Source organism: Pseudomonas sp. ANT_H4 (genome assembly GCF_008369295.1).
GTDB lineage: Bacteria > Pseudomonadota > Gammaproteobacteria > Pseudomonadales > Pseudomonadaceae > Aquipseudomonas.
The window spans coordinates 159,245-186,165 of sequence record NZ_VOBG01000011.1; the positions used below are offsets into that span (position 1 = coordinate 159,245).

General features: G+C 60.2%; 25 protein-coding genes and 1 pseudogene. 12 read left to right on the top strand and 14 right to left on the bottom strand.

The genetic code is table 11. The annotated features are described in order from the left end of the window. Nucleotides 1-37: 37 nt before the first annotated feature. Together FQ182_RS16375 and FQ182_RS16380 are read left to right on the top strand one after the other, a co-directional pair. Nucleotides 38-2,575 (top strand): PAS domain-containing protein, encoded by a 2,538-nt coding sequence (locus tag FQ182_RS16375; protein ID WP_149413945.1) that lies wholly within the window; start codon nt 38-40, stop codon nt 2,573-2,575. A gap of 59 nt (nt 2,576-2,634) precedes the next feature. Further along, complete coding sequence (locus FQ182_RS16380) at nt 2,635-2,910, top strand: peptidylprolyl isomerase (RefSeq protein ID WP_149413944.1); 276 nt, start codon at nt 2,635-2,637, stop codon at nt 2,908-2,910. Between the two features lie 68 nt (nt 2,911-2,978). Here the strand turns inward: FQ182_RS16380 and FQ182_RS16385 are convergent, their stop codons facing one another. The 8 genes from FQ182_RS16385 to FQ182_RS16420 form a co-directional block, all read right to left on the bottom strand. Continuing rightward, entirely contained in the window at nt 2,979-3,893 is a 915-nt protein-coding gene (locus FQ182_RS16385) for a sugar kinase (RefSeq protein ID WP_149413943.1), read from the bottom strand. A gap of 28 nt (nt 3,894-3,921) precedes the next feature. Continuing rightward, nucleotides 3,922-5,130 carry an amino acid deaminase gene (locus FQ182_RS16390; RefSeq protein ID WP_149413942.1) on the bottom strand — a complete coding sequence of 403 codons (1,209 nt, stop codon included), beginning with the start codon at nt 5,128-5,130 and terminating at the stop codon, nt 3,922-3,924. Nucleotides 5,131-5,140: 10 nt separating this feature from the next. After that, complete coding sequence (locus FQ182_RS16395) at nt 5,141-5,905, bottom strand: IclR family transcriptional regulator (protein ID WP_149413941.1); 765 nt, start codon at nt 5,903-5,905, stop codon at nt 5,141-5,143. 117 nt (nt 5,906-6,022) lie between these two features. Beyond that, nucleotides 6,023-6,412 (bottom strand): RidA family protein, encoded by a 390-nt coding sequence (locus FQ182_RS16400; protein WP_149413940.1) that lies wholly within the window; start codon nt 6,410-6,412, stop codon nt 6,023-6,025. A gap of 23 nt (nt 6,413-6,435) precedes the next feature. Then, nucleotides 6,436-7,233 carry an amino acid ABC transporter ATP-binding protein gene (locus tag FQ182_RS16405; protein ID WP_149413939.1) on the bottom strand — a complete coding sequence of 266 codons (798 nt, stop codon included), beginning with the start codon at nt 7,231-7,233 and terminating at the stop codon, nt 6,436-6,438. Next, nucleotides 7,230-7,892, bottom strand: a complete 663-nt coding sequence (locus FQ182_RS16410) for an amino acid ABC transporter permease (RefSeq protein ID WP_149413938.1) — start codon at nt 7,890-7,892, stop codon at nt 7,230-7,232. The genes FQ182_RS16405 and FQ182_RS16410 overlap by 4 nt, the downstream gene beginning before the upstream one ends. A 9-nt stretch (nt 7,893-7,901) precedes the next feature. Then, entirely contained in the window at nt 7,902-8,564 is a 663-nt protein-coding gene (locus tag FQ182_RS16415) for an amino acid ABC transporter permease (RefSeq protein WP_133100161.1), read from the bottom strand. A 51-nt stretch (nt 8,565-8,615) separates the two neighbouring features. Next, nucleotides 8,616-9,464 carry a transporter substrate-binding domain-containing protein gene (locus tag FQ182_RS16420; protein WP_149413937.1) on the bottom strand — a complete coding sequence of 283 codons (849 nt, stop codon included), beginning with the start codon at nt 9,462-9,464 and terminating at the stop codon, nt 8,616-8,618. Between the two features lie 375 nt (nt 9,465-9,839). On the opposite strand from FQ182_RS16420, the gene FQ182_RS16425 reads away from it, so the two are divergent. Next, the gene (locus FQ182_RS16425; RefSeq protein WP_149413936.1) at nt 9,840-10,217 is read left to right on the top strand and encodes a co-chaperone YbbN; all 378 of its coding nucleotides are present in this window, start codon (nt 9,840-9,842) and stop codon (nt 10,215-10,217) included. A 15-nt stretch (nt 10,218-10,232) separates the two neighbouring features. On the opposite strand, the gene FQ182_RS16430 is transcribed toward FQ182_RS16425, so the two are convergent. From FQ182_RS16430 to rpiB, 3 genes are all read right to left on the bottom strand, one after another. After that, the gene (locus tag FQ182_RS16430; protein WP_149413935.1) at nt 10,233-11,795 is read right to left on the bottom strand and encodes a TerC family protein; all 1,563 of its coding nucleotides are present in this window, start codon (nt 11,793-11,795) and stop codon (nt 10,233-10,235) included. Nucleotides 11,796-12,224: 429 nt separating this feature from the next. Then, the gene (locus FQ182_RS16435; RefSeq protein ID WP_149413934.1) at nt 12,225-13,205 is read right to left on the bottom strand and encodes a sugar-binding transcriptional regulator; all 981 of its coding nucleotides are present in this window, start codon (nt 13,203-13,205) and stop codon (nt 12,225-12,227) included. Between the two features lie 63 nt (nt 13,206-13,268). Further along, nucleotides 13,269-13,730: a ribose 5-phosphate isomerase B gene (gene rpiB / locus FQ182_RS16440; RefSeq protein ID WP_133100166.1), complete on the bottom strand. Its 462-nt coding sequence runs from the start codon at nt 13,728-13,730 to the stop codon at nt 13,269-13,271. 282 nt (nt 13,731-14,012) lie between these two features. Here rpiB and FQ182_RS16445 point away from each other — a divergent pair, with 282 nt between their 5' ends. Genes FQ182_RS16445 through FQ182_RS16455 form a run of 3 tightly spaced genes read left to right on the top strand, consistent with a single transcriptional unit; the run spans nt 14,013 to nt 17,537 of the window. Further along, nucleotides 14,013-15,500 (top strand): sugar ABC transporter ATP-binding protein, encoded by a 1,488-nt coding sequence (locus FQ182_RS16445; protein ID WP_149413933.1) that lies wholly within the window; start codon nt 14,013-14,015, stop codon nt 15,498-15,500. Further along, entirely contained in the window at nt 15,497-16,474 is a 978-nt protein-coding gene (locus FQ182_RS16450; protein ID WP_149413932.1) for an ABC transporter permease, read from the top strand. Before FQ182_RS16445 ends, FQ182_RS16450 begins: the two co-directional genes overlap by 4 nt. 55 nt (nt 16,475-16,529) lie before the next feature. After that, nucleotides 16,530-17,537, top strand: a complete 1,008-nt coding sequence (locus FQ182_RS16455) for a substrate-binding domain-containing protein (protein ID WP_149413931.1) — start codon at nt 16,530-16,532, stop codon at nt 17,535-17,537. An 11-nt stretch (nt 17,538-17,548) separates the two neighbouring features. On the opposite strand, the pseudogene FQ182_RS30350 reads toward FQ182_RS16455, so the two are convergent. Beyond that, a pseudogene (locus FQ182_RS30350) lies at nt 17,549-17,638 on the bottom strand (outer membrane lipoprotein carrier protein LolA); the annotation flags it as partial. 55 nt (nt 17,639-17,693) lie between these two features. Between FQ182_RS30350 and FQ182_RS16460 the strand changes: the two are divergent. The 4 genes from FQ182_RS16460 to dhaL are packed head-to-tail and all read left to right on the top strand — an operon-like array spanning nt 17,694 to nt 21,284. Further along, nucleotides 17,694-18,449 carry an SDR family oxidoreductase gene (locus tag FQ182_RS16460; protein WP_149413930.1) on the top strand — a complete coding sequence of 252 codons (756 nt, stop codon included), beginning with the start codon at nt 17,694-17,696 and terminating at the stop codon, nt 18,447-18,449. Between the two features lie 29 nt (nt 18,450-18,478). Then, complete coding sequence (locus tag FQ182_RS16465; protein WP_149413929.1) at nt 18,479-19,594, top strand: zinc-binding dehydrogenase; 1,116 nt, start codon at nt 18,479-18,481, stop codon at nt 19,592-19,594. A 40-nt stretch (nt 19,595-19,634) separates the two neighbouring features. Next, nucleotides 19,635-20,636 carry a dihydroxyacetone kinase subunit DhaK gene (locus FQ182_RS16470; RefSeq protein ID WP_149413928.1) on the top strand — a complete coding sequence of 334 codons (1,002 nt, stop codon included), beginning with the start codon at nt 19,635-19,637 and terminating at the stop codon, nt 20,634-20,636. A gap of 3 nt (nt 20,637-20,639) precedes the next feature. Then, nucleotides 20,640-21,284 carry a dihydroxyacetone kinase subunit DhaL gene (dhaL, locus tag FQ182_RS16475; protein WP_149413927.1) on the top strand — a complete coding sequence of 215 codons (645 nt, stop codon included), beginning with the start codon at nt 20,640-20,642 and terminating at the stop codon, nt 21,282-21,284. Nucleotides 21,285-21,801: 517 nt separating this feature from the next. Here the strand turns inward: dhaL and sohB are convergent. Further along, nucleotides 21,802-22,824 (bottom strand): protease SohB, encoded by a 1,023-nt coding sequence (gene sohB, locus FQ182_RS16480; RefSeq protein ID WP_149413926.1) that lies wholly within the window; start codon nt 22,822-22,824, stop codon nt 21,802-21,804. A 205-nt stretch (nt 22,825-23,029) separates the two neighbouring features. On the opposite strand from sohB, the gene FQ182_RS16485 reads away from it, so the two are divergent. Both FQ182_RS16485 and FQ182_RS16490 read left to right on the top strand, forming a co-directional pair. Beyond that, nucleotides 23,030-23,740: a histidine phosphatase family protein gene (locus tag FQ182_RS16485; RefSeq protein WP_149413925.1), complete on the top strand. Its 711-nt coding sequence runs from the start codon at nt 23,030-23,032 to the stop codon at nt 23,738-23,740. A 56-nt stretch (nt 23,741-23,796) separates the two neighbouring features. Continuing rightward, on the top strand, nt 23,797-24,111 hold the full coding sequence (locus FQ182_RS16490) for an SCP2 sterol-binding domain-containing protein (RefSeq protein ID WP_149413924.1): 315 nt from the start codon (nt 23,797-23,799) through the stop codon (nt 24,109-24,111). 54 nt (nt 24,112-24,165) lie between these two features. On the opposite strand, the gene FQ182_RS16495 is transcribed toward FQ182_RS16490, so the two are convergent. Continuing rightward, entirely contained in the window at nt 24,166-26,802 is a 2,637-nt protein-coding gene (locus FQ182_RS16495; protein ID WP_149413923.1) for a glucosidase, read from the bottom strand. Nucleotides 26,803-26,921: the final 119 nt, after the last annotated feature.

Sequence of the window (26,921 nt, forward strand, 5' to 3'; positions counted from 1 at the left end):
TTGTCATTTTTCAAAGCGTTACGCACAGGGCTTTTACATGAACGGATCACCCGCCGGCAGCGAGGCCGCAGCACTGATTACCCGGCTAGACTGGGCCAAAAGCCCCCTCGGTGATGCCAGCGACTGGCCGCAAAGCCTGCGTACTGCCGTCGACATCGTGATCCACTCGCCCATGCCAATGCTGTTGCTATGGGGCCCGTCACTTACCCAGATCTACAACGACGGCTTCGCCCTGCTGGCCGGCAATAAGCACCCTGCTGCCTTCGGCCAGCCGGTGGACCTGGTCTGGCCGGAGATGAAACCTTTTACCGACCCGATCTACAGTGCGGTACTCGCCGGCCAGGTACGCGCGTTCACCGAGCAGCGCTTCGTCCTGCAACGCAACCACCGCGACACCGATATCTGGCTGGACCTGACCTATAGCCCGATCCGCGACGAGCGCGGCAACGTCGCCGGCATTTTGGTCACCGCCATCGAGACCAGCGAGCGCCGGCGTATCACCCTGGAGTTGCAACAACGCTCCGAAGAAAGCCTCAAGGCTCAGCACAACACCGAACAACGCCTGCAACTGGCCCTGGCGGCCACCGATGCCGTGGGCACCTGGGACTGGGACATCAGCGAAGACCGCTTCATCGCTGACGCCCACTTCGCGCAACTGTACGGGGTCGATCCCCATGAAGCGAGCCTGTTGCCCATCAGCGACTACCTGCACGGCGTACACCCTGAAGACCGCGGCATGGTCGCCCGCAGCATCAAGCATTGCATCACCCACGGCACCGAGTACGCCGAGGAATACCGCCTGCTGCAGGCCGACGGCAAGGTGCGCTGGGTGTTCGCCCGTGGCCGCTGCTACAAGGATCATAATGGCCGCCCGGCGCGTTTTCTCGGCGCCGCCCTGGACCTGACTGAACGCAAACACACCGAACAAGCGCTGCGCCAAAGCCAGACCGAGCTGCAACTGATCATCAACGCCATGCCGGTGCTCATTGGCTACGTCGACCACGAACAACGCTTTCGCCTGAACAACAGCGCCTACCTGGACTGGTACGGCAAAACCCCGCAAGAGCTGTATGGCAAGACCATTCGCGAAGTACTCGGTGAGGAGGTCTATGCCGGGCGTGCCAATAAAATTGCCGCCGCGCTCAAGGGCAAGGCCTGTAGCTTTGTCACCGTGACCCCCCATCGGGATGGCCGGCCACGGCATGCGCTAATGAAGTATTTGCCGCGCTTCAGCGGCGATGGTTCGGTGAATGGCTTCTACATTTTTGTGATCGATGAAACCGAACGCAAACTCACCGAAGAGGCGTTGCGCCACCTCAACGATAACCTCGAAGAGCGGGTCAGCCAGCGCACCCAGGCCCTGGCCGAGGCCAACCAGCGCCTGCAAAACGAGATGTACGAACGCGAACGCGCCGAGGACGCCCTGCGCCATGCGCAAAAAATGGAAGCGGTCGGCCAGCTCACCGGCGGTATCGCCCATGACTTCAACAACATGCTCACCGGCATCATCGGCAGCCTGGACTTGATGCAGCGCTACATCGCCGCCGGGCGCAGCGATGAGATTGGCCGCTTCACCGACGCCGCCGTGTCCTCGGCCCATCGGGCGGCAGCGCTGACCCACCGCCTGCTGGCCTTTTCCCGGCGCCAATCGCTGGACCGACGACCTATCGACCCCAACCAACTGGTCGCCTCCCTGGAAGAGCTATTTCGCCGCACCAAGGGCGCCCATATCGAACTCAAGGTGCGGCTGGGCACCGATATCTGGCCGGTTAATACCGATGCCAGCCAACTGGAAAACGCCCTGCTCAACCTTGTGATCAACGCCCGCGACGCCATGCCCGATGGCGGCGAACTGTGCATCGAGACCGCCAACAGCTACCTGGACGGCACCGACATCTCCACCCTGGAGCCGGTCAAGGCCGGCGACTACGTGATGCTCGGTGTTAGCGACAACGGCGCTGGCATGAGCGCCAAGATCCTGGCCAAGGCCTTCGATCCATTCTTCACCACCAAGCCCATCGGCCAGGGCACAGGCCTTGGGCTGTCGATGATTTATGGCTTTGCCCAGCAATCCGGCGGCCACGTAACGATTCAAAGCGAGCCGGGCCAGGGCACTTGCGTGCGCCTGTACATGCCGCGCCTGCATGGCACCGCGCTTGAAAAAACCGTGCCCACCAGCCTCGGGGAAGCCCCAGTGGCCCTGGCTGGCGAAGCTGTGGTAGTGGTCGAGGACGATCCCGCGGTGCGCATGCTGGTGGTCAATGTGTTGGATGAACTGGGTTACACCGCCCACCAGGCCGCCGATGCGCGGGCGGCGTTGCCGTTGCTGGAATCTGATCTGCGGGTGGACTTGCTGGTGACCGATGTCGGGTTGCCGGGGATGAATGGCCGGCAATTGGCCGAGATCGCCCGTCAGCATCGCCCCGGGCTCAAGGTGCTGTTCATGACCGGTTATGCCGAGATGGCCGCCGAGCGCCAGGGCTTTTTGGAAGAAGGCATGGACATGGTGGCCAAGCCGTTCTCCATTGACCTGTTGGCCAATAAAATCCGCAGCATGATCAGCACCAAGAAATGAGTTCAGGCATAATCGCGCGCCCTACGCCTTACGACATAAGCAAGCCAGGTAATTGATCAATGAAAGCCCAAGCCCGTCACATCCTGGTGAAGACCAGCGAAGAAGCCGAACAGCTCAAGCAGCGTATTGCCAAGGGCGAAGCCTTTGATGTGCTGGCGAAGAAGTACTCCACCTGCCCGTCCGGCAAGCGCGGCGGCGACCTGGGTGAAGTGCAACCAGGGCAGATGGTCGGGGTGATTGATGCGGTGATCTTCAAAAAGCCTCTGCGGGTAGTGCATGGGCCTATCAAGAGCAAGTTTGGCTATCACCTGGTGCAGGTGTTTTACCGCGACTAATGAGCCTTTATGGCCAGCAGACTTGTTGTGGCGAGCGGGCTTGCCCGCTCGCCACAGGTTAGGTCGTTCTATTCCCTTGGGATAAGCGCTCCAGGCACCTGAATCACCCGGCTCGCCAAGCGATGCCCGGCCAATGCTGCCTGCTGCGGCGTGCCGCCCTTGAGCCGACTGGCCAGATATGCCGCACTGAACGAATCCCCCGCCGCCGTGGTGTCCACCACCTTCTCGACCACCAGGGCCGGGACGGTAAAACGCTCGCCGTCACAGCGAATCAGACACTCATCCGCGCCGCGCTTGAGCACCACTTCGCCAATCGCCGGATAAGCAGCAAACACCTGCTCGCTGTCCTCATAGCCAAACAGCGCCCGCTCGTCATCCTCGGTCAACAAGGCGATATCTACCTGCGCCAACACTGGGTGATAAGCCGTTCGCGCCGCCTCGACACTGGCCCACAAGCGCGGCCGGTAGTTGTTGTCGAACACCACCTTGGCGCCACGCTTGCGGGCTTCGATCAGGGTTTCCAACAGACGCTCACGCCCCACTTCGCCCAATACCGCCAGGGTGATGCCGCTGAAATACAGCACATCGTAAGCCGGTAATGCGGCCAGAATAGGTTCCGCCGCCGACGTGGTGAAACAGTCGCGCACCGCCGCTTCGTTGCGCCAGTAGAGAAACTTGCGCTCGCCGCGGGCGTCGGTCTGGATGCAGTACAAGCCCGGCAGACGACCCGGCAAGCGCTGGACCATGCCCAGGCCGAGGCCGAGGCCTTCTTCAGACCACTGCTTGCACATGGCGTCGCTAAAGCTGTCATCGCCCAGGGCCGTGACGTAATCAACGCTGGCGCCTTCGCCCAGTTCACGTCGCAGGTAAACAGCGGCGTTCAGGGTGTCGCCGCCGAAGCTTTGTTGCAGGCTGCCGTCGGCGCGGTGTTGCAGTTCGATCATGCATTCGCCGATCAGGGCGATGCGGGGGGGGGTGTTCATGCCTTGGTTCTCATGGTGTGCTTTAGGTCTAGAAGCAGGTATGCAGGGCCTCGATCACCTGCAACTGCTCATCCACCAGGCAACCCACTTGCCATTTGTCGAAGGTCAGGCACGGATGGGAAGTGCCGAAGGAGATGATGTCGCCGATACGCAACTCAACCCCAGGCGCTACAGTCATGAACGCATGCTGGTCCATCACTGCCGTGACCTTGCAGGCGCTGACATCATCGCCCACCGCAGGTACCACGCCAGCTTTGTAACGCAGCAGCGGCACCGGCAACCCGGCGTCGTAGGCCACGTCGCGCTTGCCCAGGGCTATCACCGCAAAGCCTGGTTCCGGCAACGACTGCACGTGCGCCCAGACTTCCAGCGCCGGGCGCAGGCCTTCATTGAGGTCACTGCGACGGTCGAGCACGCAGCATTGCGCCTCTTTATAGATGCCATGGTCGTGCGCCACGTAGCTGCCCGGACGCAGCACACTGAGGAAGCGACCGGCAGCGTTTTGCGCTTCGAATGATTCGGCAATCAGGTCGTACCAGGCCGAACCCGACGCGGTAATGATCGGCTTGCCAAGGTCGAAAGAACCACTGTTTTGCAGGTCCACCGCCAGGCGCACCAGCGAGGCGGCGAATTCACGGATGCCGCTGACGGCCTGATCGCCGTGGATCACACCTTCATAGCCTTCAATACCGGTCAACGCCAGGGCTGGCTGCGCCTTGATCGCGTTGGCCAGGTTCAATACTTCCTGCTCGCTGCGGCAGCCACAACGCCCGCCGACCACGCCGTATTCGATCATCACGTTCAGGCGCAGGCCGCGTGCAGCGAAGAAGGCCCCCAGGTCGGCAACGTTGTCCGGGTGATCGACCATGCAGTGGAAGTCGAACTCAGGGTTGGCCAGCAACTCGGCGATCAGCGCCATGTTCGGCGCACCCACCAATTGGTTGGCCATCAGCACCCGCCGCACGCCACCGACATAGGCGGCGCGAGTCTGCACCGCAGTGGCCAGGGTGATACCCCAGGCGCCCTGCTCAAGCTGACGCTGGAACAGCGCCGGCATCATGCTGGTCTTGCCGTGTGGCGCCAATTGCGCGCCACTGCTGCTGACGAAATCCTGCATCCAGCGAATGTTGTGTTCCAGGGCGTCGCGGTGCAGTACCAGCGCTGGCAGGCTGACGTCGCGCACCAGGTGGGCACCGATTTGAGCGGCGCCTTTTTCGACAGCATTGAAGGCAGTCATGGACAATCTCCTATTCATTGATGCGACGGGCCAGGTTGTTAGCGCTTTCAATCAACACCCGGCGATAGTCGTTGTAGTTGTTCTTGGCATCAGCCCGCGGGGCAACGATGCACAGGGTCGCAATGCTGATGCCCTGCGCGTCCCGTACCGGGGCGGCAAAGCAATGGGTAAAGGTGTCGGCCACACTGTCGAAGGAGAAAAACCCATCGACGCTGGCCTGACGGATTTGCCCGAGGAAGGTCTCCAGGGGCAGGCGCTGACCGTCCGGCAGAATGAAGTCGTCATGGTCGATCAGGTCGATGATTTGCTGGTCACTCAGATGCCCCAGCAACAAGCGTCCGGAGGCGGTCCAGGGGATCGGCGCGTTCTCGCCGATGTCCGAGGAAATGCGAAAATGCCGCTCGCCTTCACGCATCAGCGCCACGGTGTATTTGCGCCCGTTAAGCAGGCACATCTGCGCGGTTTCGTGGGTCTGGCTGACGATTTCCTGCAAGGCGTGATCGGCCTCGCGGGTCAGGTCGAAATGACGCAAATGCGCCTGACCAAGGAAGTACAACTGACGGCCGAGGTAGACGTGACCGTCCTTGCCCACGGTTTCGAGAATCCGTCGTTCCAGCAGCGAAGCGACCAGTTCGTAGACCGTGGATTTCGGGCTGCCGATGCCGCTGGCAATATCGTTGGGGCGCAGGGGCTGGCCAACTTCCTTGAGGAAATCGAGGATATCGAACGCCCGGTCCAGGCCTTTGGCGCGGCGCTTGATGGTGTCTTCGGTCATGGCAGTGTCGGGTCCCGTCAAAGGCTTAATGTGTGCATGGGCATCTACACATCTTTGAAAACTGGCAAAACCTTGTCGATAGGGGGCTTGCCCCCTATCCACAGGTCAATCGGGCATTTAGCCTTTTTTCTTGTAGGCCACGCAATCAATCTCAACCTTGCAATCGACCATCATGTTCGCCTGCACACAGGCCCGTGCCGGGGCGTGCTCCGGGCTGAAGTACTCGCCAAACACCTTATTGAAACTCCAGAAATCCCGTGGGTCTTCCAGCCACACACCAACACGCACCACATCCTTGAGCTCATAGCCGGCCTCTTCGAGAATGGCGACGACGTTGCGCATGGTCTGGCGAGTCTGTTCGACGATCCCGCCCTGGATGATTTCGCCATCCACCGCCGGCACCTGGCCCGACACATACAACCAGCCATCCGCTTCTACGGCGCGGGCGAAAGGGCGCGGCTGGCCACCGCCAGCGGTACTGCCTGCGCCGTAACGAGTAATGCTCATAATGGTTCTCCTGATTAAAACAATTAAAAACGAATGTTCTTGAGAAATTCCGCCAGGCGTGGCGATTGCGGGCGCTCAAAGATGTCCTTCGGCGGCCCCTGCTCTTCAATGCGACCCTGGTTCATGAAGACGATCTTGTCCGAGACCTCATAGGCAAAACGCATTTCGTGGGTGACCAGCAACATGGTCATGCCCTCCTCCGCCAGGCCCTTGATGACGCTGAGCACTTCGCCCACCAATTCCGGATCGAGGGCCGAGGTCACTTCGTCGAACAGCATCAGGCTGGGATTCATGGCAATCGCCCGGGCAATCGCCACACGCTGTTGCTGGCCGCCAGATAACTGACCTGGAAAGTGGTTACGGCGTTCCAGAAGGCCTACACGCTCCAGCCATTTTTCCGCCAGCGCTACCGCCTCGTCCTTGCCCATTTTCTTGACCTTGAGCAGGCCCAGGGTGACGTTTTGCAATGCGCTCAAATGCGGGAACAGGTTGAACTGCTGGAACGCCATGCCAGTCATCGCGCGATGCTGGGCGATGACTTTCTCGGCGTGGCGCACGCGCTTGCCGTTGACTTCGTTGTAACCGATGGACTCACCGTCGAGGGTAATCTGCCCACCCTGGAACTCTTCCAGCAGGTTGACACAGCGCAACAGCGTGGTCTTGCCCGAGCCACTGGAACCGATCAGCGTGACCACGTTGCCGCGATCCATGGCCAGGTCGACGCCCTTGAGCACTTCCACCGGGCCGTATTGTTTACGCAGGCCGCGAATGTCCAGCAGCGGGTGGCTATTGTTTACTGCAGTTGTGTAAGAAGGAGTCATGGCAAGGCCACCCGTTTTTCAATGTAGCGCCCGAATAACTCGATGGCGTAGTTGATGACAAAGAACAGAAAACCAGCGAACAGGTAGAACTCCAGGGTCATGAAGGTCCGGGCGATCACCTGTTGCGTGCTGAGCAGCAACTCGGCGACACCTATCACCGACAGCAGTGTGGAGGCCTTGACGATTTCCGTGGACGAGTTGACCCAGGTCGGCAGGATCTGCCGCAATGCCTGGGGTAACAGTACATAACCGAGAGACTGGTAGAACGTCAGGCCGATGGCCTTGCCCGCTTCCAGTTGCCCACGAGGAATAGCCTGCAGCGAGCCACGGACGATTTCGGCAACGTGTGAACCGCAAAACAGCGTCAGGCCCAATGCGCCGGCCTGGAACGCGCTGATCTGCCAACCCAGGGCCGGAGCCATGTAGAAGCAGGCCAATACCAGTACAAACACCGGTGTGCCACGGAGCAGGTCGACATACAGGCGAAACGGCGCGCGCATCCAGAACTTGCCGTAGGTCAGCACCAGCCCGGCGACAATGCCGATCAGCGTGCCAAAAATAATCGCCAGTACCGAGCAATAAACGCTGGTCTGGAACCCCGCCCAGAGGGTTTCCCGGGCGATCCACAACTCATGCAGCCAGCTGGGGGATTCGTACATGGGGCCTCCTTAGCGGCGAATTGCCAGACGCTGTTCCAGGTAACGGAGCAGCATGGCGATGAGGTAACAGGCGGCCACGTAGAGCGCGGTCGTGACCATCCAGGTTTCAATCACCCGGTAGCTTTCGACGTTGATCTTGCGGGCGTAATAGGTCAGCTCTGGCACCGCGATTGCGGCCGCCAGGGAGGTGTCCTTGAACAGCGAGATGAAGTTGTTCGACAGCGCCGGCAGCACGTTGCGCAGCATCACCGGCACGGTGATGTAGGCACGAATGCGCCACTCGCCCAGGCCGATGGCCAACCCCGCTTCACGCAAACCTTTGGGAATATTCAACAGCCCGGCGCGGAACACTTCGGTCAGGTAGGCACCGGCGTACAGCGACAGAGTGATGATGAACGAGGGGATTTTGTCCAGGCGAATCCCCAGGCTCGGCAAGGCAAAGTAGATCAACAGGATCAGCACCAGGATCGGCGTATTGCGGACCACCGTCACATACACCGACGCCAGGATTCGCAGCGCACGGTGTTTGGACAGCATGGCAAAGGCCGCTAGCAGGCCGATCACGCAACCAATGGCAATCGACAGCAATGCCAGTTGAAGGCCCAAACCGAGCCCCACCAGCAAACTGTCAAAATCGCGCCATACGGCGGCAAAATTCAACTGATAATTCATGGTCAGCAGTACCTTAATCGGGGCGCCAGCAGCACCGCCCCGCGCTCACGATCATTTGAATTCGACGGGAAAACCAATTGCTGGCGTTGGCAGGTCAACACCGAACCACTGCTTGAACGACGCCGCGTACATCGGGAACTCGACACCAGTCATGGCCTCATGCAGCGCGGTGTTGACGAAGTTCAGCCAGTCCTGGTCGCCACGCTTGACGGCGCAGCCGTAGGTTTGCGGGCTCCAGGCGTAGGCTGGGCTGCGGTAGCGGCCGGGGTTCTGCACCATCAGGTACTTAACCGAAGACTGGTCGGTGGCGGCGGCGTCGGCACGGCCGGAGTTCACGGCCTGGTACATCAGGTCGACACTGTCGTACTGGTCGACCTTGGCCTTGGGCAGCGCCTGGTGCACCAGCTCTTCGGCGTAGACGTTTTGCAGCACGGCCACGGTGACGTCGTCGCCTGCGGCTTGCAGGTCTTCGATTTCCTTGTATTTGCTGTTGGTCGCCAGCAGCAGGGCGACGCCCTCGCGGTAGTACGGCAGGGTGAACGCCACTTGCTGCGCACGGCTGGCAGTGATGGTGATGAATTGGCAGCTCATGTCGACCTTGTCGGTCAGCAGGTTGGGAATCCGCGCGTCGGAGGACTGCACCACAAACTCGACCTTACTGGGGTCGTTGAACAACCCCTTGGCCACGATTCGGCCGATGTCGATATCAAAACCTTGCAACTTGCCATCCGCTCCCTGGAAGTGCCACGGCGCATTGGTACTGCCTGTACCCACGATCAGATGCCCACGGGAGAGCACGCTGTCGAGCTTGCTGTCCGCCGCTTGCACAACGCTTGCGAGGGAAGCCGATGCGGCGAAGAGAAAAGCACACGCTTTGAATACGGAAGGTCGCTGATGCATGACAAGCACTCCAGGAGTTGTATATTCCGCTATACCGGAACTTGGTATGTAACAACGGAATAGACAGCAGAAAGTGTGCCACAGGCCGTAGCAGAAAAACATTCAAGGATTAAATTTGTTGTAAATCAGATAGATAGAGACTTACGAACGAAGCGCCGTTAAGCCAATAACGAAACTCGGATTGCTACCGATGGCCCCACGTATCGGTGACAAGTCACATTTGGGTGCACACGTGAGTCTTTTACGCGCACAAAAGAGATGCAGGTATAGCCGCCGGGATCAGTTGGCTACCTGTGAGTTCTGACAGTAGACCGTATCCGCTTGCTGGCTTAGCTTGAGTGCAGGAGCCATCGGGCTTTCGAGAAGGAGATCATCATGGGAATTGCCACCGCAGTTATTGCCAGTAACGAGGATTACCAGCGGGTCCTGAAGACGCCAAAAGCGGTCTTCATGCTGTTTGTCTCACAGCACTGCCCGGCGTGCGAGGAAGCCGTGCCGCTCTTTATGCGCATTGCCGGAAAATATACCGAAACCGTGGAAAGTCTGGTGCTCGACACCGCCCAAACCCCCAGGCACCCGGAGGTGACTGGCACCCCCACCCTACTGATTTTCCAGAATGGCGAAATGGTCGAGAAGCTTAAAGGGTTCGGCACCTGGGGGACCCAGGAGCCAACCTTGGAGCAGACATTTAGCCGCTACGGCAGGCTGCCTGAAAAACGTGGCGCCCTGCCGTTTTTCGCGAGCAAGAACTAGGCGCCCCCCTCGCTCTTACACGGGGTCGGCGGGCGCCAGCAGCACTTGGGTCACCCGCCGCTCCGCCACCGTCGCCACCGTCAGGCGCCAGCCTTCATGCTCCAGGCTATCGCCCACCACCGGCAAGCGATCCAGCAGGCTCATGACCAGGCCGGCAAGGGTCTGGTAATCCTCGGTCGCCTGTGCCTGAAAGCCGGTGCGCTGGCGGATCAGGTTGAGATTCAAGGCACCGTTGACGCGGAAACCGCTTTGTTCTTCGACGATGTCCGGACCTTCGACTTCACTGGCATCGGGCAATTCACCGGCAATGGATTCAAGAATGTCGGTCATGCTCAACACGCCCATGAAGTCACCGAATTCGTTGATCACGAAGGCGATGTGGGTCGATTCCTGGCGCATTTGCTCCAGGGCGTTAAGGATCGAAAAGCTCTCCAACAGGTTGATCGCCCGGCGCGCCAGGTGCTCCAGGTTTGGCTCGTTGCCGGCCAGGTATTCCTTGAGCAATTCCTTCTTGTGCACAAAGCCCAAGGGCTCGTCGATAGCACCATTGCGGATCAACGGCAGCCGCGAGTAGGACGAATGCATCAGTTTCAAGCGGATGGTGTCGGGATCATCCGCCAGATCGATATAGTCGACATTGGCTCGCGGCGTCATCAAGGTGCGGATCGGCCGCTCGGCCAGCTGCAACACGCCACTGATCATCACCCGCTCACGGCGGTCGAACAACGGGCCTTCGTTGGCCTGAGCATCACCCAGCAGGTCGCTAACATCTTCACCCACCTCTTCCACTGCCAGGTTTCGCCCGCCCAACAAGCGCATCACTGCATGGGCAGTACGCTCGCGGATCGGCCGCGTACCTTGCGCAGATTTCTTGCGCCGGGCCCGGGCGATCTGGTTGAACACCTCGATCAGGATCGAGAAGCCAATGGCCGCATAGAGGTAGCCTTTAGGAATATGGAAGCCCAGGCCTTCGGCGGTCAGCGCAAAGCCGATCATCATCAAAAAGCCCAGGCACAGCATGATCACCGTCGGGTGCGCGTTGACGAAGCGGGTCAGCGGCTTGCTGGCAATGATCATCACACCAATGGAGATGATCACGGCGATCATCATCACCGCCAACTCATCCACCATGCCCACGGCGGTAACTACCGCATCAAGGGAGAACACGGCGTCCAGCACCACGATCTGCGCAACAATGGGCCAGAACATCGCATAGGCGGCGTTGCCGGTGCGCTGGGCGATATGGCCTTCCAGGCGCTCATGCAGTTCCATGGTGGCCTTGAACAACAGGAACACACCACCGAACAACATGATCAGGTCTCGTCCGGAGAAGCTCTTGTCGAACACCTCGAACAACGGCTGGGTCAGGGTCACCAGCCAGGAAATACTCGCCAGCAGGCCCAGGCGCATCAACAGCGCCAGGGACAAACCGATCAAGCGCGCACGGTCGCGCTGCTCCGGCGGCAACTTGTCCGCCAGGATCGCGATAAACACCAGGTTGTCGATACCCAGAACCAATTCCAGCACAATCAAGGTCAACAGGCCGAGCCAGGCCGTTGGATCCGCTAACCATTCCATATAAATATCTCTATCTCGTTATTGATTTCAGAATGCCAGACACGGCAAGGCACGACCAGAAGGCCGGGAAACAGTGGGCAATCGGAAAACGGGATGCTTGGCCTGGAGGCAGGCGTTCAGCGGGAACAGCGGCAGCGGATGTCTTGGAGAAAGACGACTGGGGGGCTCCGAGAGGGTGTTCATGCAAGTCCTGTAGCGGAAAAAGGACTTGAATCCTACAACCGAAAGCCAAATCCCCTACCACGCAAAACTATTACAAGATCTGTAACAGCCCCCTATAAAAAATAATGCCCCGCCCTGTGGCGAGCGGGCTTGCCCGCGCTGGGGCGCGCAGCGGCCCCAATAAGGTCAGGCCGCAGTAGTTGGTTTTAGGACTGCTTCGCAGGGCGGTGCGGCGATCCGACAAGCCCGCTCGCCACCGATCAGCACTCAGCTTTTACGGGTCGCATCATCCAACGCCAGAATGGTGTGCGCATTGGTAACAGTGGTCGCCAGAGTATTGATCACCCCCGACCGCAGCGCCCCCAGCGTCGCAGCCGCCTTAGTGTTTTCACTGGCAATCGCCACCACATCGGGAATGCGAAACAACTCCTGCACCGTCAACCCGATCACCCGCCCTTGAATCGCGTTGACCGCCGGCTGCCCGTGAATGTCGATAAAGTCATACCCCATCATGTCTCCCACCGTACCGGACAACCGCGCCTGGGCGATTTCCTGAGGCGAGAACCAGCCCATGCGCACCATGTTGCTGTTCTCGCTCATATCGCCAATGCCGATCAAGGCCATGTCGGCGCGGCGAGCGCGGTCCAGAGTCGAGCGCACGGTGTCGTTGCTGATCAGCACGCCACGCAGTTCCGGGTTAGCCACCAGGGCCGGGGCGTACAAGCTTTCACTCTCACCGCCAAAGCGCAGGGCCAGGCGACGGCAGATATGGTCAGGGTTCATGTATTCGCCGGCCTTGAGAGAACCGCCGATGGCACAAACAAACGTACAGTTGCGAGTCACCGGCAAAAACACGTTATCGGCTACCGCGCCGACATTGCGCCCCATGCCGACGGCGACAATCATGCCGTCGCTCAAGGTTTTATTCAGGTAGTTGGCCACCAGGCTGGCCACGGCCGAACGCTGGGTGTCCGGGTCGCTGTGATCGACCGCAATCAGCGCGCGATCCAGTTGGAAACGCGCCACCAACGCCTGCTCCAGCTCGTTGTTCATGGCCGGATGCTGCAGCACCCGCACCTCGACAATCCCTTCATCGCGCGCGCGCTTGAGCAGGCGACTAACTTTTGCCCGGGACAGGTCGAAGCGCTTGGCGATAGCTTCCTGAGTGACGTTCTCAAGGTAATAGAGCATCGCCACTTCGGTCATCAGATCGATATCGCTGGCAATGCGCTGGGTACTGTCACTCATGGGGACGGGCTTCCGTTTCGGCGTCAAAGGCGCATTCTCCCGACTCTTGCCCCGTCACGTCCACTACTGATGCCCATCGCGCTCGATGGCATTGATGCGATCGACCTTGGCCCCGGAGCGCGCTGCTTCGAACTCCGACTCCAGGAACGACTTGACGATGCTTTTCGCCAGCTCCACGCCGATCACCCGCGCACCGATAGAGAGAATTTGCGCATCGTTGCTCTTGCGCGCCCGCTCTGCTGAATAGGTGTCATGGGCCTGGGCCGCGCGAATCCCCAGCACCTTGTTGGCCGAGATGGCCATGCCGATCCCCGTGCCACACACCAGCACGCCCAGGCGCTGCTGCCCGGCATTGATGGCCGTGGCCACCGCCAGGGCAATGTCCGGGTAGAGCACCGGCGCAGTGGAATGGGTGCCGAAGTCGGTCACCGGATAGCCCAGCGCTTCGATATAGCGCTTCAACAGCTCTTTGAGCTCATAACCCGCTTCATCGCATCCGATAGCCACCGGGAAAGGTGTGTTCATGGCGTTTGGCTCCGCTGCCGTGGTCGTGCTTAAGACTGATCAGATGATCAATCAGTGAAATTTCACTCAGTCATTTCTCGGATATTCCACTCCTCCTGTCAAGCATGATTTAGCTGACTCTTTAGTCAAAGCCCTATAAAAGGGCATGCTTTGCGCAAATCCTGGCTTTTACAACTTTTAAGTGAAAGAGATTGACTGATCAGAATTTCATTTGATACACATATGCTCACAGAGCAACACGACTGTGCACCTAATAAGAACTCACAGCACGAGGACACGCCGATGGCCACGCCATTACTGCTCCAGGCTGAACACGTCGCCAAGGCCTACGCCGGCATTCCCGCCCTGCGCGAGGGTCGCCTCTCGCTGCGTGCCGGTAGCGTGCATGCCCTGTGCGGCGGCAATGGCGCAGGTAAATCCACCTTCCTCAGCATCCTGATGGGCATCACCCAGCGTGATACCGGCACCATCCTGCTCAACGGCTCACCGGTGCAATTCAACCGGCCCAGTGAAGCCCTGGCCTCGGGGATCGCGATGATCACCCAGGAACTGGAACCCATTCCCTACATGAGCGTCGCCGAAAACATCTGGCTGGGCCGCGAACCGCGCCGCGCCGGTTGCATCGTCGATAGCAAGGAGCTCAACCGGCGCACTCATGCGCTGCTGGAAAGCCTGGAATTCGAGGTCGACGCGACCAGCCCCATGCACCGTTTGAGCGTGGCGCAGATCCAACTGGTGGAGATCGCCAAGGCGTTCAGCCATGACTGCCAGGTGATGATCATGGACGAGCCCACCTCGGCCATCGGCGAACGCGAAGCAGAAACTCTGTTCAAGGCCATCCGCCGCCTCACCGCTCGCGGCGCCGGCATTGTTTATGTGTCCCACCGCCTCAGCGAACTGGCGCAGATTGCCGATGACTACAGCATCTTTCGCGATGGCGCTTTCGTCGAAACCGGGCGCATGGCCGATATCGACCGCGCCCACTTGGTGCGCGGCATCGTCGGCCAGGAGTTGGTGCGGATCGACCACAAGGTCGGCCGCGAATGCGCCGCCGAGTGCTGCCTGGAGGTGGACAGCCTGAGCCGCAGCGGCGAATTCCAGGACATCAGCCTGCAACTGCGCCAGGGCGAAATCCTCGGCATCTATGGACTGATGGGTTCGGGGCGCAGCGAGTTCCTCAACTGTATCTATGGCCTGACCACGCCAGACTCCGGCACCGTCACCCTGCAAGGAAAACCCATGCCAGTCGGGTTGCCCAAGGCGGCCATCAGCGCCGGTATGTCGCTGGTCACCGAAGATCGCAAGGACAGCGGCCTGGTGCTCAGTGGCAGCATCCTCTCCAACATCGCGTTGTCGGCGTACAAGCAGCTGTCGAACTGGTCGCTGATCAATGCGCGCAAGGAAAACCAGTTAGCCCAGGACATGGTCAAGCGCCTGCAAATCAAGACCACGTCCCTGGATCTGCCGGTGGAATCCATGAGCGGCGGCAACCAGCAAAAAGTGGTGCTCGCCAAGTGCCTGTCGACCCAGCCGGTCTGCCTGCTGTGCGATGAACCGACACGGGGCATCGATGAAGGCGCCAAGCAGGAGATCTATCACCTGCTGGACCAGTTCGTGCGCGCTGGCGGCGCGGCCATTGTGGTGTCGTCGGAAGCCCCGGAACTGCTGCACTTGAGCGATCGTATCGCTGTGTTCAAGGGCGGCCGGCTGGTGACTATCAGCAGCGACACCGCCCTTTCCCAGGAAGCCTTGTTGAGTCTTGCCTCATGAATGCCAAAACCATTGCTGCGCCTATCACCACTGCCCCGCGCAGTCGCCTGCGCTTGTCCCTGGACCGCTTCGGCCTGCCACTGGTGTTTATCCTGCTGTGCGTGGTGATGGCCTTCGCCAGCGAATACTTCATGACCTGGCGTAACTGGATGGACATCCTGCGCCAGACCTCCATCAACGGCATCCTCGCCGTGGGCATGACCTATGTGATTTTGACCAAGGGCATCGACCTGTCGGTGGGTTCGATCCTTGCTTTCGCCGGGCTGTGCAGCGCGCTCGTCGCGGCTCAAGGCTACGGTTTGCTGGCCGCAGTCAGCGCCGGGATGTTTGCCGGAGCAGCGATCGGCGCGGTCAACGGCTTTATGGTCGCCAACCTGTCGATCCCGCCCTTCGTCGCCACCTTGGGCATGCTCAGCATTGCCCGAGGCATGACCTTTATTCTCAACGACGGCAGCCCGGTGACCGACCTTCCGGACGCGTACCTGGCGCTGGGCATCGGCAAGATCGGCCCGATTGGCGTGCCGATCATCATCTTCGCCGTGGTCGCGCTGATTTTCTGGATGGTGCTGCGCTACACCACCTACGGGCGCTACGTGTATGCGGTGGGCGGCAACGAAAAAAGCGCGCGCACCTCCGGGATCGGCGTGCGCAAGGTGATGTTTTCGGTGTACGTGGTGTCGGGGTTGCTCGCAGGCCTGGCCGGTGTGGTGTTGTCGGCACGGACCACCTCCGCCCTGCCCCAGGCCGGCACTTCTTATGAGTTGGACGCCATCGCGGCGGTGGTGATTGGTGGCACCAGCCTGTCCGGTGGCACCGGCAGCATTGTCGGCACGCTGTTCGGCGCGCTGCTGATCGGCGTAATCAACAACGGCCTGAACCTGCTCGGTGTCTCCTCTTATTACCAGCAGGTCGCCAAGGGCCTGATCATCGTGTTCGCGGTACTGATTGATGTGTGGCGCAAGAAAAAACGCTAGTCGCTTTTCCTCTGAAACGAACTGAACGACCACAACAATAAACGGAGTTCTCATCATGAAATTCGCTACATCCTTTGCCGCTGTTGCGGCCCTCTCCCTGCTCGCCAGCAGCATCGCCCTGGCCGCCGATGGCAAGACCTACAAAATCGGCGCTGCTGTGTACGGGCTCAAGGGCCAGTTCATGCAGAATTGGGTCCGTGAATTGAAGGAGCACCCAGCGGTCAAGGACGGCACCGTGCAGTTAACCGTATTCGATGGCAACTACGACGCGCTGACCCAGAACAACCAGATTGAAAACATGGTGACCCAGCACTACGACGCAATCCTGTTTGTGCCGATCGACACCAAGGCTGGCGTCGGCACGGTGAAACAGGCCATGGCCAGCGATGTGGTGGTCATCGCCTCCAACACCAAGGTCGCCGACGCCAGCGTGCCTTATGTGGGCAACGACGATGTGGAGGGCGGTCGCCTCCAGGCCCAGGCCATGGTCGACAAGCTCAAGGGTAAGGGCAACGTGGTGATCATCCAGGGCCCGATTGGCCAGTCGGCGCAGATCGACCGGGAAAAGGGTGAACTGGAAGTGCTCGGCAAGCACCCCGACATCAAGATCATCGAGAAGAAGACCGCCAACTGGGACCGTGCCCAGGCCCTGGCGCTGACTGAAGACTGGCTGAACGCTCACCCCAAAGGCATCAACGGGGTGATCGCGCAGAACGACGACATGGCCCTCGGCGCCGTGCAGGCGCTGAAATCCCATGGTTTGTCATCCAAGGATGTGCCCGTCACCTCTATCGACGGTATGCCGGATGCAATCCAGGCAGCAAAGAAAGACGAAGTCACCACCTTCCTGCAAGACGCCCAGGCCCAGTCGCAAGGCGCCCTCGATGTCGCCCTGCGCGCGCTGGCCGGCAAGGATTACAAACCGCAGTCGGTGATCTGGGAGCGCTATGCCAAGGACGTGAAATGGGGCGACGGTACCGACAAGAACTACATCCTGCCGTGGGTGCCAGTGACCAATGCCAATGCGGATGCACTGTATCAGCAGGTCAGTGGCACCAAATAACACCCGCGATCCACTGTAGGAGCGAGCTTGCTCGCGAAGAACCTGAGAGCGCAGTGGGGTACCAGGCTTCCCGCGTCATCCTTAACGACCTTCGCGAGCAAGAACTAGGCGTCCCCCTCGCTCCTACAGAAAGCCCACAACACAGGAGTCATGTTCATGTCTGGATTCTGGAATCAGGCCTTCGACCTTACCGGCCGCTGCGCCGTGATCACCGGCGGGGCCGCCGGGATCGGTCTGGCCTGTGCCAGCCTGCTGGTGGAGCGCGGGGCGCGGGTAGCGCTGCTGGACCGCGACCCGGCCGTGGCCGAAGTCGCCGCCAGCCTCGGTGCCGGGCATATCGGCATCGCTGTCGACCTGCGCCAACTGGACCAGGTGCAAAGCTCCGTCGACTACGTGTTCGAGCACTTCAAACGCATTGATTACCTGGTCAACAGCGCCGGCGTCGCCCTGCTGGACAAGGCCCTGGACGTCAGCGAAAACGCCTGGGACACCACCCTCGATATCAACCTCAAGGCCAGCTTCTTTGTGGCCCAGGCCTGCGCCAGGCACATGCTCGCCCAGGGCAGCGGACGCATCGTCAACCTCGCGTCCCAAGCCGCAGTGATCGGCCTGGACCGTCACGTCGCCTACTGCGCCAGCAAAGCCGCCATCGTCGGCATGACCAAAGTCCTGGCCATGGAATGGGCACCGCAGATCAACGTCAACGCCATCTCCCCCACCATCGTCGAGACCGCCCTGGGCAAGAAAGCCTGGGCCGGCGAACTGGGGGAGCTGGCCAAATTGCAGATCCCTGCGGGCCGTTTTGCCCAGCCGGAAGAAATCGCCGGGCTGGCGCTGTACCTGCTCAGCGACGCCGCGAAGATGATCACCGGTGAAAACGTGGTGATCGACGGCGGCTACAGCATTCAGTAATTCAATTTTTTGTCGTGAGGTTTATCGTTATGTCCACCGTTACCGAACGCACCCCCGAGCAACTCAACCCGGTGATCCCCGCCACCATGCAGGCCGTGGTCTGCTACGGCCCGGAAGACTACCGCCTGGAAACCGTCGACGTGCCAACGCCCGGCCCCGACGAGATCCTCACCAAGGTCGAGCTGTGTGGCATCTGCATGGGCGACATCAAGACCTATCGCGGTGCGCCGTCGTTCTGGGGCGATGCCGAGCAGCCACGCTACGTCAAACCGCCAATGATTCCCGGCCATGAATTTGTCTGCCGCGTAGTCGCCCTTGGCCCTGGCGCAGAAAAGCGTGGCGTGAAGGTCGGTGACCGGGTGATCTCCGAGCAGATCGTGCCGTGCTGGGGCTGCCGTTTCTGCAACCACGGCCAGTACTGGATGTGCCAGAAACATGACCTTTACGGTTTCCAGAACAACGTCCAGGGCGCCATGGCCCAATACATGATCTTCACCAAGGAAGGCATCATCCACCATGTCCCGGACTCCATCGCCCCGGACGAAGCCATCCTCATTGAGCCCCTGGCTTGCTCGCTGCACGCGGCGGAACGGGCCAATGTCGATTTCGACGACATTGTGGTGGTGGCCGGCGCCGGCACCCTGGGCCTGGGGATCATCGGTGCGGTGCGCATGCGCAATCCGAAAAAACTAATCGTCCTCGACATGAAACCCGAGCGCGCCGAACTGGCCCTGCGCATGGGCGCCGACGAAGTCTGGAACCCGGCCGAAGTCGACGTGCTGGCGAAGATTCGCGAGATCACCGAAGGCTACGGTTGTGACATTTATATTGAGGCCACCGGGCACCACAAGGCGGTGAACCAGGGCCTGGCGATGCTGCGCAAGCTGGGACGTTTCGTCGAATTCAGCGTGTTCAACGACGAGGCCACGGTGGATTGGTCGATCATCGGCGACCGCAAGGAACTGGACGTGCTGGGTTCGCACCTGGGACCGTACATGTACCCACGAGCCATCGACTTTATCGGCAACCGCAAGATTGACATGCGCGACGTGGTGACCCACAAATTCCCACTGGCACAGTTCAAGGAAGCGTTTGCGGTGATGGAGCGCGGGGACAAGTCGCTTAAAGTGGTATTGGAACCGTGAGCAGCCCAATCCTTATAAAAAGAACACAGGAAACCGCGTTATGAATCGAGTGATAAACGATCCGGACCAAGTAGTCGAGGACATGCTGCGCGGCATTCTGGTCGCGCATCCCGAGCTGCGCCAATACGAAACCAATCCACGGGTGATCGGCAAGACCAAGCCGTCTCCACAGGGCCGCGTGGGCATCGTCACCGGCGGCGGCTCCGGCCATGAACCGGCCTTCCTCGGCTATGTCGGTCCCGGCCTGGTAGACGCCGTGGCCGTCGGTGAGATCTTCTCCTCGCCCACCGCCAAAAGCTTCTTCGACGCTTTCCGCGCCGCCGACCACGGTGCTGGCGTGGCCTGCCTGTACGGCAACTACGCCGGCGACAATATGAACGTGAAACTGGCGATGAAAATGGCCGCCAGCAAAGACATGCAAATCCGCACCGTGGTCGCCAACGACGACGTAGCCTCGGCGCCCAAGGTCGACATTGCCAAGAGACGCGGGGTGGCCGGGGAAATCTTCATGTGGAAAGTCGGCGGTGCCGCCGCCGCACAACACTACGACCTCGACGGGGTGATTCGCGTCGCCCAGAAAGCCGTTGATCATTGCCGCTCCATCGGCATCGGCTTGACGCCGTGCACCATTGCGGCGGTGGGCAAGCCCAACTTCCAGATCCCGGACGGCAAGATGGAACTGGGCATCGGCCACCACGGCGAACCCGGCATCGAAGTGATCGCCATCGAGTCCGCCGCCGCCATGGCTGAACGGATGCTGGCGCCGATCCTTGCCGACCGTGATTTCAGCCAGGACGACAGCGTCGTGGTACTGGTCTCCGGCCTGGGCGCGACGCCCGTGATGGAGCTGTACATTTTCTACGCCGAGGTCGAGCGTCAACTCACCACCAAGGGTTTGAAGATCCATCGCTGCTACGTCGGCAACTACTTCACCTCCCTGGAAATGATGGGCGTGACCCTGACCCTGCTGGGCCTGGACGCCGAACTGAAAACCCTGATCGACCAACCTTGCCGCTCCATCGGCATGACCCAGGCGGAATAAACCATGAGCCAGCATTTCTCCACCCACGACGGCAGCGCCATCGTCGCCGACCTGGTGAGCGTGATCGTCGCCAACCGCGAATACCTCAGTGAAGTCGACGGCGCCATCGGCGATGGCGACCACGGCATCAACATGGCCAAGGGCTTTGCCCATTGCGGCCGCACAATTGAAGGCCTGCAACTGACCCTGGCCGAGGCGCTGGATGAGTTGACCCTGAGCCTGATGGAAGGCATCGGCGGCTCCATGGGGCCGCTGTATGGCAGCCTGTTTATCGGCATGGCGGATGAAGTGCGGGGCAGTGACGACATTGATGCTGTCACCTTCGCCCACTTGCTGCGCGGTGGGCTGACCTCATTGCAGGACATCACTGAAGCAGGTGTGGGTGACAAGTGCTTGATGGACACCTTGATTCCGGCGGTGGAGGCGTTTGAGCAGGCCCACGCGGCGGGCGCGTCCTTCAACGACGCGCTCGATGCGATGAAAAGCGCCGCCTCACAGGGGCGTGATTCGACCAAGGATCTGGTGGCCAGGATTGGTCGAGCCAGCCGGTTGGGTGAGCGTTCGTTGGGGGTACTGGATGCCGGGGCCGTATCGTGCTGCTTGATACTGACAAGGCTGGCGGACTCCATTGAGCCCAGGCTGGTATAGCACCCATTGCAGCATTGGTTTCTACACTTCTTTTTGTGAGTGCTTATATCTGTGGCGAGGGAGCTTGCTCCCGTTGGAGTGCGAAGCGCTCCCTGGCCGGTCGCTTTGGTGTCTCTGATCGACCTAGGCTGCTGGTTTGGGGGCCGCTACGCAGCCCAACGCGGGCAAGCCCGCTCGCCACAGGACAGCGCTCATCCTGAATTGACACACAACACAGCCAATTGTAGAAGCGCGCTTATTTTCTGTTAGGCCGGTTGATGTCACTTCAGCTTTCTCTTCAAGAAGCCACCAACCTGACTCCTTCCTCTTTCGACCGTTTCACCCGCCTGATTGACCCTGACTGGATCGAGCAAGCGCTCGTGCAGACTGGAACTGCTTCCCTACACGCCTCCAGCCGAACGTGTTGTGTGGCGGGTTGTTGGGCTTGCTGGGGGCGTTGGTGGTGGGGTCGTTGATGAGGCATCCAATACCAGCAGTGCCGCAGGCCTCATCGAGGCCTGCGCACCCTTGATCCGTATTACCAGAAGCGCTGCTGGGTCAAGCGGCTCCACCAGGTCAGCAGCAATCGGTCCACCGAGCCACTGGCTGCCAGGCCAACCCGCTCTTGCAGGCTTTTGCGCTCGGCATAGTGTAGGTGGTACAGCTCGGCTGTCTTGGCCCGAGTGGACAGGTATTCGTCGCTGGTTTGCAGTTCGTCCACCAGTTGTTTGTCCAGCGCCGCGACGCCGAGCCAGACTTCGCCGGTGGCCACGTCATCAATGGCCAGTTGCGGGCGGTAGCGGGAAACGAAATTCTTGAACAGTTGGTGGGTGATGTCCAGGTCTTCCTGGAACTTTTCCCGGCCCTTCTCGGTGTTTTCGCCAAACACCGTCAAGGTGCGTTTGTATTCGCCGGCAGTCAGCACTTCGAAGTCGATGTCGTGCTTTTTCAGCAAGCGGTTGACGTTGGGCAACTGCGCTACGACGCCAATGGAGCCAAGGATGGCAAACGGCGCGCTGATGATCTTCTCGCCGATGCACGCCATCATGTAGCCGCCGCTGGCCGCGACCTTGTCGATACACACGGTCAACGGCACGCCCGCCTGGCGAATCCGCGCCAGTTGCGAAGAGGCCAGGCCGTAGCTGTGGACCATGCCGCCGCCGCTTTCCAGGCGCAGCACCACTTCGTCCTTGGGCGTGGCCAGGCTCAACAGCGCGGTTATTTCATGACGCAGGCTTTCGGTGGCCGAGGCCTTGATGTCGCCGTCGAAATCCAGCACGAACACCCGAGGCTTGGCTTCAGGCTTTTTCTTGGTCTTCTTTTCGGCCTTGCTTTCAGACTTGCGCAGGGCCTTGAGTTGATCCTTGTCCAGCAAGTTCTGCTCCAGGCGCTCACGCAGGCCCTTGTAGAAATCATTGAGCTTGCTGACCTGCAACTGGCCGGCATTCTTGCGCCGGCCTTTGCTGCGCAGCGCAGCAAAACTGATCAAGACCACCAGAATGGCAACCACCAGGGTGACGGTTTTAGCCAGAAAACTTGCGTACTCAGCAAGGAAATCCACAGCAACTCCTTAAATGCGGCGCGCCCTCTGTCAAGTGCGGGCGCGGATTGCCCAAGCATACCGACGGGACTGCCGGGGAGCCAGTGATGAAACCACTTGTAGCGGGCCTCTAACGAGCTTTTAAAACAAGCGTATGTTTTTTCATTGACAGCTTCTCGGCATCCTCATAACCTCGCCAGACTTTCAACGTACCGGGTGAACGGACGTGGGCAGCATCTATTTGATTCGACATGGCCAGGCCTCCTTCGGTGCAGACGACTATGACGTGCTGTCGCCCATTGGTGTGCAGCAGGCGCAAGTATTGGGCAGCCACCTGGCAGAACTGGGGCTGACCTTCGACCGCTGTGTTTCGGGTGACTTGCGCCGCCAGCAGCACACCGCGACCAGCGCCTTCGAACAATTCAGCGCCCTCGGCCTTTCAGTTCCTACCCTGGAAATCGACAGTGCCTTCAACGAATTCGACGCCGACGCCATCATCCGGGCCCTGCTCCCTGACCTGCTCAATAGCGAACCCGAAGCCCTGGATATCCTGCGCAATGCCGCGCAAAACCGCAGTGAATTCCAGCGCATCTTCGCCCTGATCATCGAACGCTGGCTCGCCGGCACTTATGATCCACCGGGCCTGGAAAGCTGGCTGGGGTTTATCGAACGCGTCCAGGGGGGCTTGCAACGCATCCTTGAAGCCGCCGATAACCGCGACAAGATCGCCGTGTTTACCTCCGGCGGCACCATCACCGCCCTGCTCCACCTGATTACCCGAATGCCTGCCACCCAGGCCTTCGAATTGAACTGGCAAATCGTTAACACCTCGCTCAACCACTTGAAGTTCCGTAGTCGCGAGGTGGCACTGGCTTCCTTCAACAGCCATACCCACTTGCAACTGTTGAAGGCGCCGCAGCTCATCACTTTCCGATGAGCTGCGGCCAACCGTGACCCCTGGGTCGCTGGAATCACCCATAAAAGGATCGAACCATGACTGACGTAGCTAAAGCCGTAGAAGCAATGAAAGCCAAATTCAACCCAGCCGCTGCTGCCGGCCTGGACCTGGTGTTCGGTTTCCGTATCGACGAGACCGAGAACTTCTCGCTGATCGTCAAGGACAGCACCTGCGTACTGAAAGAAGGCGTAAATGACGACGCCCAAGTGACCCTGGTCATGGACGCCGAGACCATGAAAGGCATCGTCGACGGTTCCACCGACGGCATGCAGGCTTTCATGGGCGGCAAACTGCGCGCCGAAGGCGACATGATGCTGGCGATGAAGCTGAGCGAGCTGTTCCCGGCCTGATCCAAGGGGAAACCCTGGATAGACCAATCCCGCCTTCTGGCGGGATTTTTCATTTCAGACCCTGGGCTGCAACAGCAACGCCACCAACGCACTCCACCCCGTCTGATGCGAAGCCCCCAAACCACGCCCGGTTTCGCCATGAAAGTACTCATGAAACAACACCATGTCACGGCTGTGCGGGTCTGCCTCCAATTGCGGGTAACTCGCCATCGACGGGCGCAAGCCATTTTCATCCCGCAAAAACAGTCGCGTCAGGCGTTGGCTGAGGCTGTCGGCCACCTCTTCCAGAGAGGATAGATAACCGCTGCCCGTCGGGTATTCCACGGAAAAATTGTCATCGTAATAGCGGTGAAATTCGCGCAGCGACTCAATCAACATGTAGTTGACCGGCATCCACAACGGCCCACGCCAGTTGGAGTTACCGCCGTACAGCCGCGAGTCGGACTCCGCCGGCTCATAGCGGGCACACAACGTATCGCCATTCATCTTCAGCGCCAGCGGCTGCTCGGCGTATGACTTGGACAGTGAACGCACACCAAAAGCCGAGAGGAACTCCGTGTCATCGAGCATGCGCTTGAGCAAATCCTTGGTCCGCTCACCCCGCAGCAACGCCAGCAACAGGCGATTGCCCTGCCCCGGCTCGTTCCAGCGCGACACCAGCTTGGCCAAATCCGGCCGATGCTTCATAAAGCCCAGCAAGCGCTCGCGCAACCCTTCCAGCCCTTCATGCTCGTGCTGCTCCAGCACCAGCACGGCAAACAGCGGCATCAAGCCGACGATGGAGCGCAGGCGTACCGGCTCGCTGTGGCCGTCGGGGCGGTGCAGCACGTCATAGAAAAACTGGTCGTGCTCATCCCACAGGCCTTCAGCGCTGTCATCGACCCGATTAATGGCGCCAGCAATGTAAAGAAAGTGCTCGAAGAACTTCACCGCAATGTCGACATACACGCCATTGCGCTTGGCCAGTTCCAGGGCGATGCGCATCAGGTCCAGGGCATAGGCAGCAACCCAGGCGGTACCGTCGGCCTGATCCAATTGATAGCCGGGGGGCAACGTGGCCGAGCGGTCGAACAAGGCGATATTGTCCAGCCCCAGGAACCCGCCCTGGAACAGGTTGCGGCCCTCGGCGTCCTTGCGGTTGACCCACCAGGAAAAATTCAGCAGTAGCTTGTGGAAGATCCGCTCCAGGAAGTCCAGGTCGCCCACGCCGGTCAACGCCTTGTCCTGCTGATACACCCGCCAACTGGCCCAGGCATGGACCGGCGGGTTGGCATCGTCGAAACGCCACTCGTAGGCCGGCAATTGGCCGTTGGGGTGCATGAAGCGATCTTTCACCAGTAGTAATAATTGCTGCTTGGCGTAGCCAGGATCGATCAGGGCAAAGGCCACCGCCTGGAAACCCTGGTCCCAGGAGGCGTACCACGGGTACTCCCAGGTGTCGGGCATGGAGACGATGTCAAAGTTGGACAGGTGCCGCCAATGAATATTACGGATATGCAGGCGCTCGGGCGGCGGTGCGGGTTGGGCGGGATCGCCATCAAGCCACTGTTTGACATCGAAGTAATACAGCTGTTTGGACCACAGCAACCCCGCCAGAGCCTGGCGCTGAACATTGCGCGCGTCATCGTCGGCTATGCCCTGTTGTAGCGTCGCATAGAAATCGTCGGTCTCCTGGCGGCGCTGCTCGAACAGCTTGCGCGCGTTGACATGTGGCGCATCCACCGGGGCAAAGCGCAGGTATAAGGTTTTGCTTTCCAGCCCCGCCAACTCAAGGATAAAACGGGCAGCGACCTTGGTCCCCGCGTCCCAGCGAATCGCCGTCTCAGCGCCGGCCACCACGTAATCGTTGATCCCGTCCTTGAACTGGCCCGGCGCCGGCTGCCCGTCAAGTATTGGGAAGTTGCTTTCGTTCTCGCAAAACAGCCATTCGACGCCGTCCTGGCCCCAGGCACTGAGGTGGCGGTCAAGCAACTCAGGGTGACGCGCCAACACCCGCTCGCCCTCAAGACGCAGTTCGGGCTTGGGTACATCGGCCGTCCAACTCCAGTCATTGCGCGCCCACACCTGCGGCATCACCTGCAAGCGCGTCGGCTGATCGGAACGATTGTGCACGGTCACCCGCATAAATAGGTCGTCGGGCTGGTGCTTGGCGTATTCGACGCTGACGTCGCAATAGCGATTGTCTTCGAACACCCCGGTGTCGAGGATTTCGTATTCGGCATCCGCCAAGCCACGGCGGGCGTTTTCGCTGATCAGGTCGTCATAGGGAAAGGCGGCGTGAGGGTATTTGTAGAGCATGCGCATGTAGGCATGGCTGGGAACGCCATCGAGGAAAAAGTACAGTTCCTTGACGTCTTCGCCGTGGTTGCCCTCGGCATTGTTGAGGCCGAACAGGCGCTCCTTGATGATGCCATCGCGCTCGTTCCACAGCGCCAGGCCCAGGCACCAGCGCTGCGCCTTGTCGCTGAAACCCGCCAGGCCATCCTCGCCCCAGCGATAGGCGCGGCTGCGTGCGTGTTCGTGGGGGAAGTAGCGCCAGGCATCGCCATCGGCGCTGTAATCCTCGCGCACCGTGCCCCATTGCCGCTCACTGAGGTAGGGGCCCCAGTCGCGCCAGCGCTCGGCGTCATCTTTAGCTAAGCGCTGGCCTTCAATCGTTTGCAGAATGTTCGTCAAAGGCTTGGCCGTCATCGAGTCTTCCATCGCGCACTGAGGTAAGGGCCAGTGTAGAGCCCACGGTCGATCAGATGCACGGGAACACAATCAAGTTCAGCTCCGGTTCAGCTCATTCATTTGCAGAATGAAGTCCA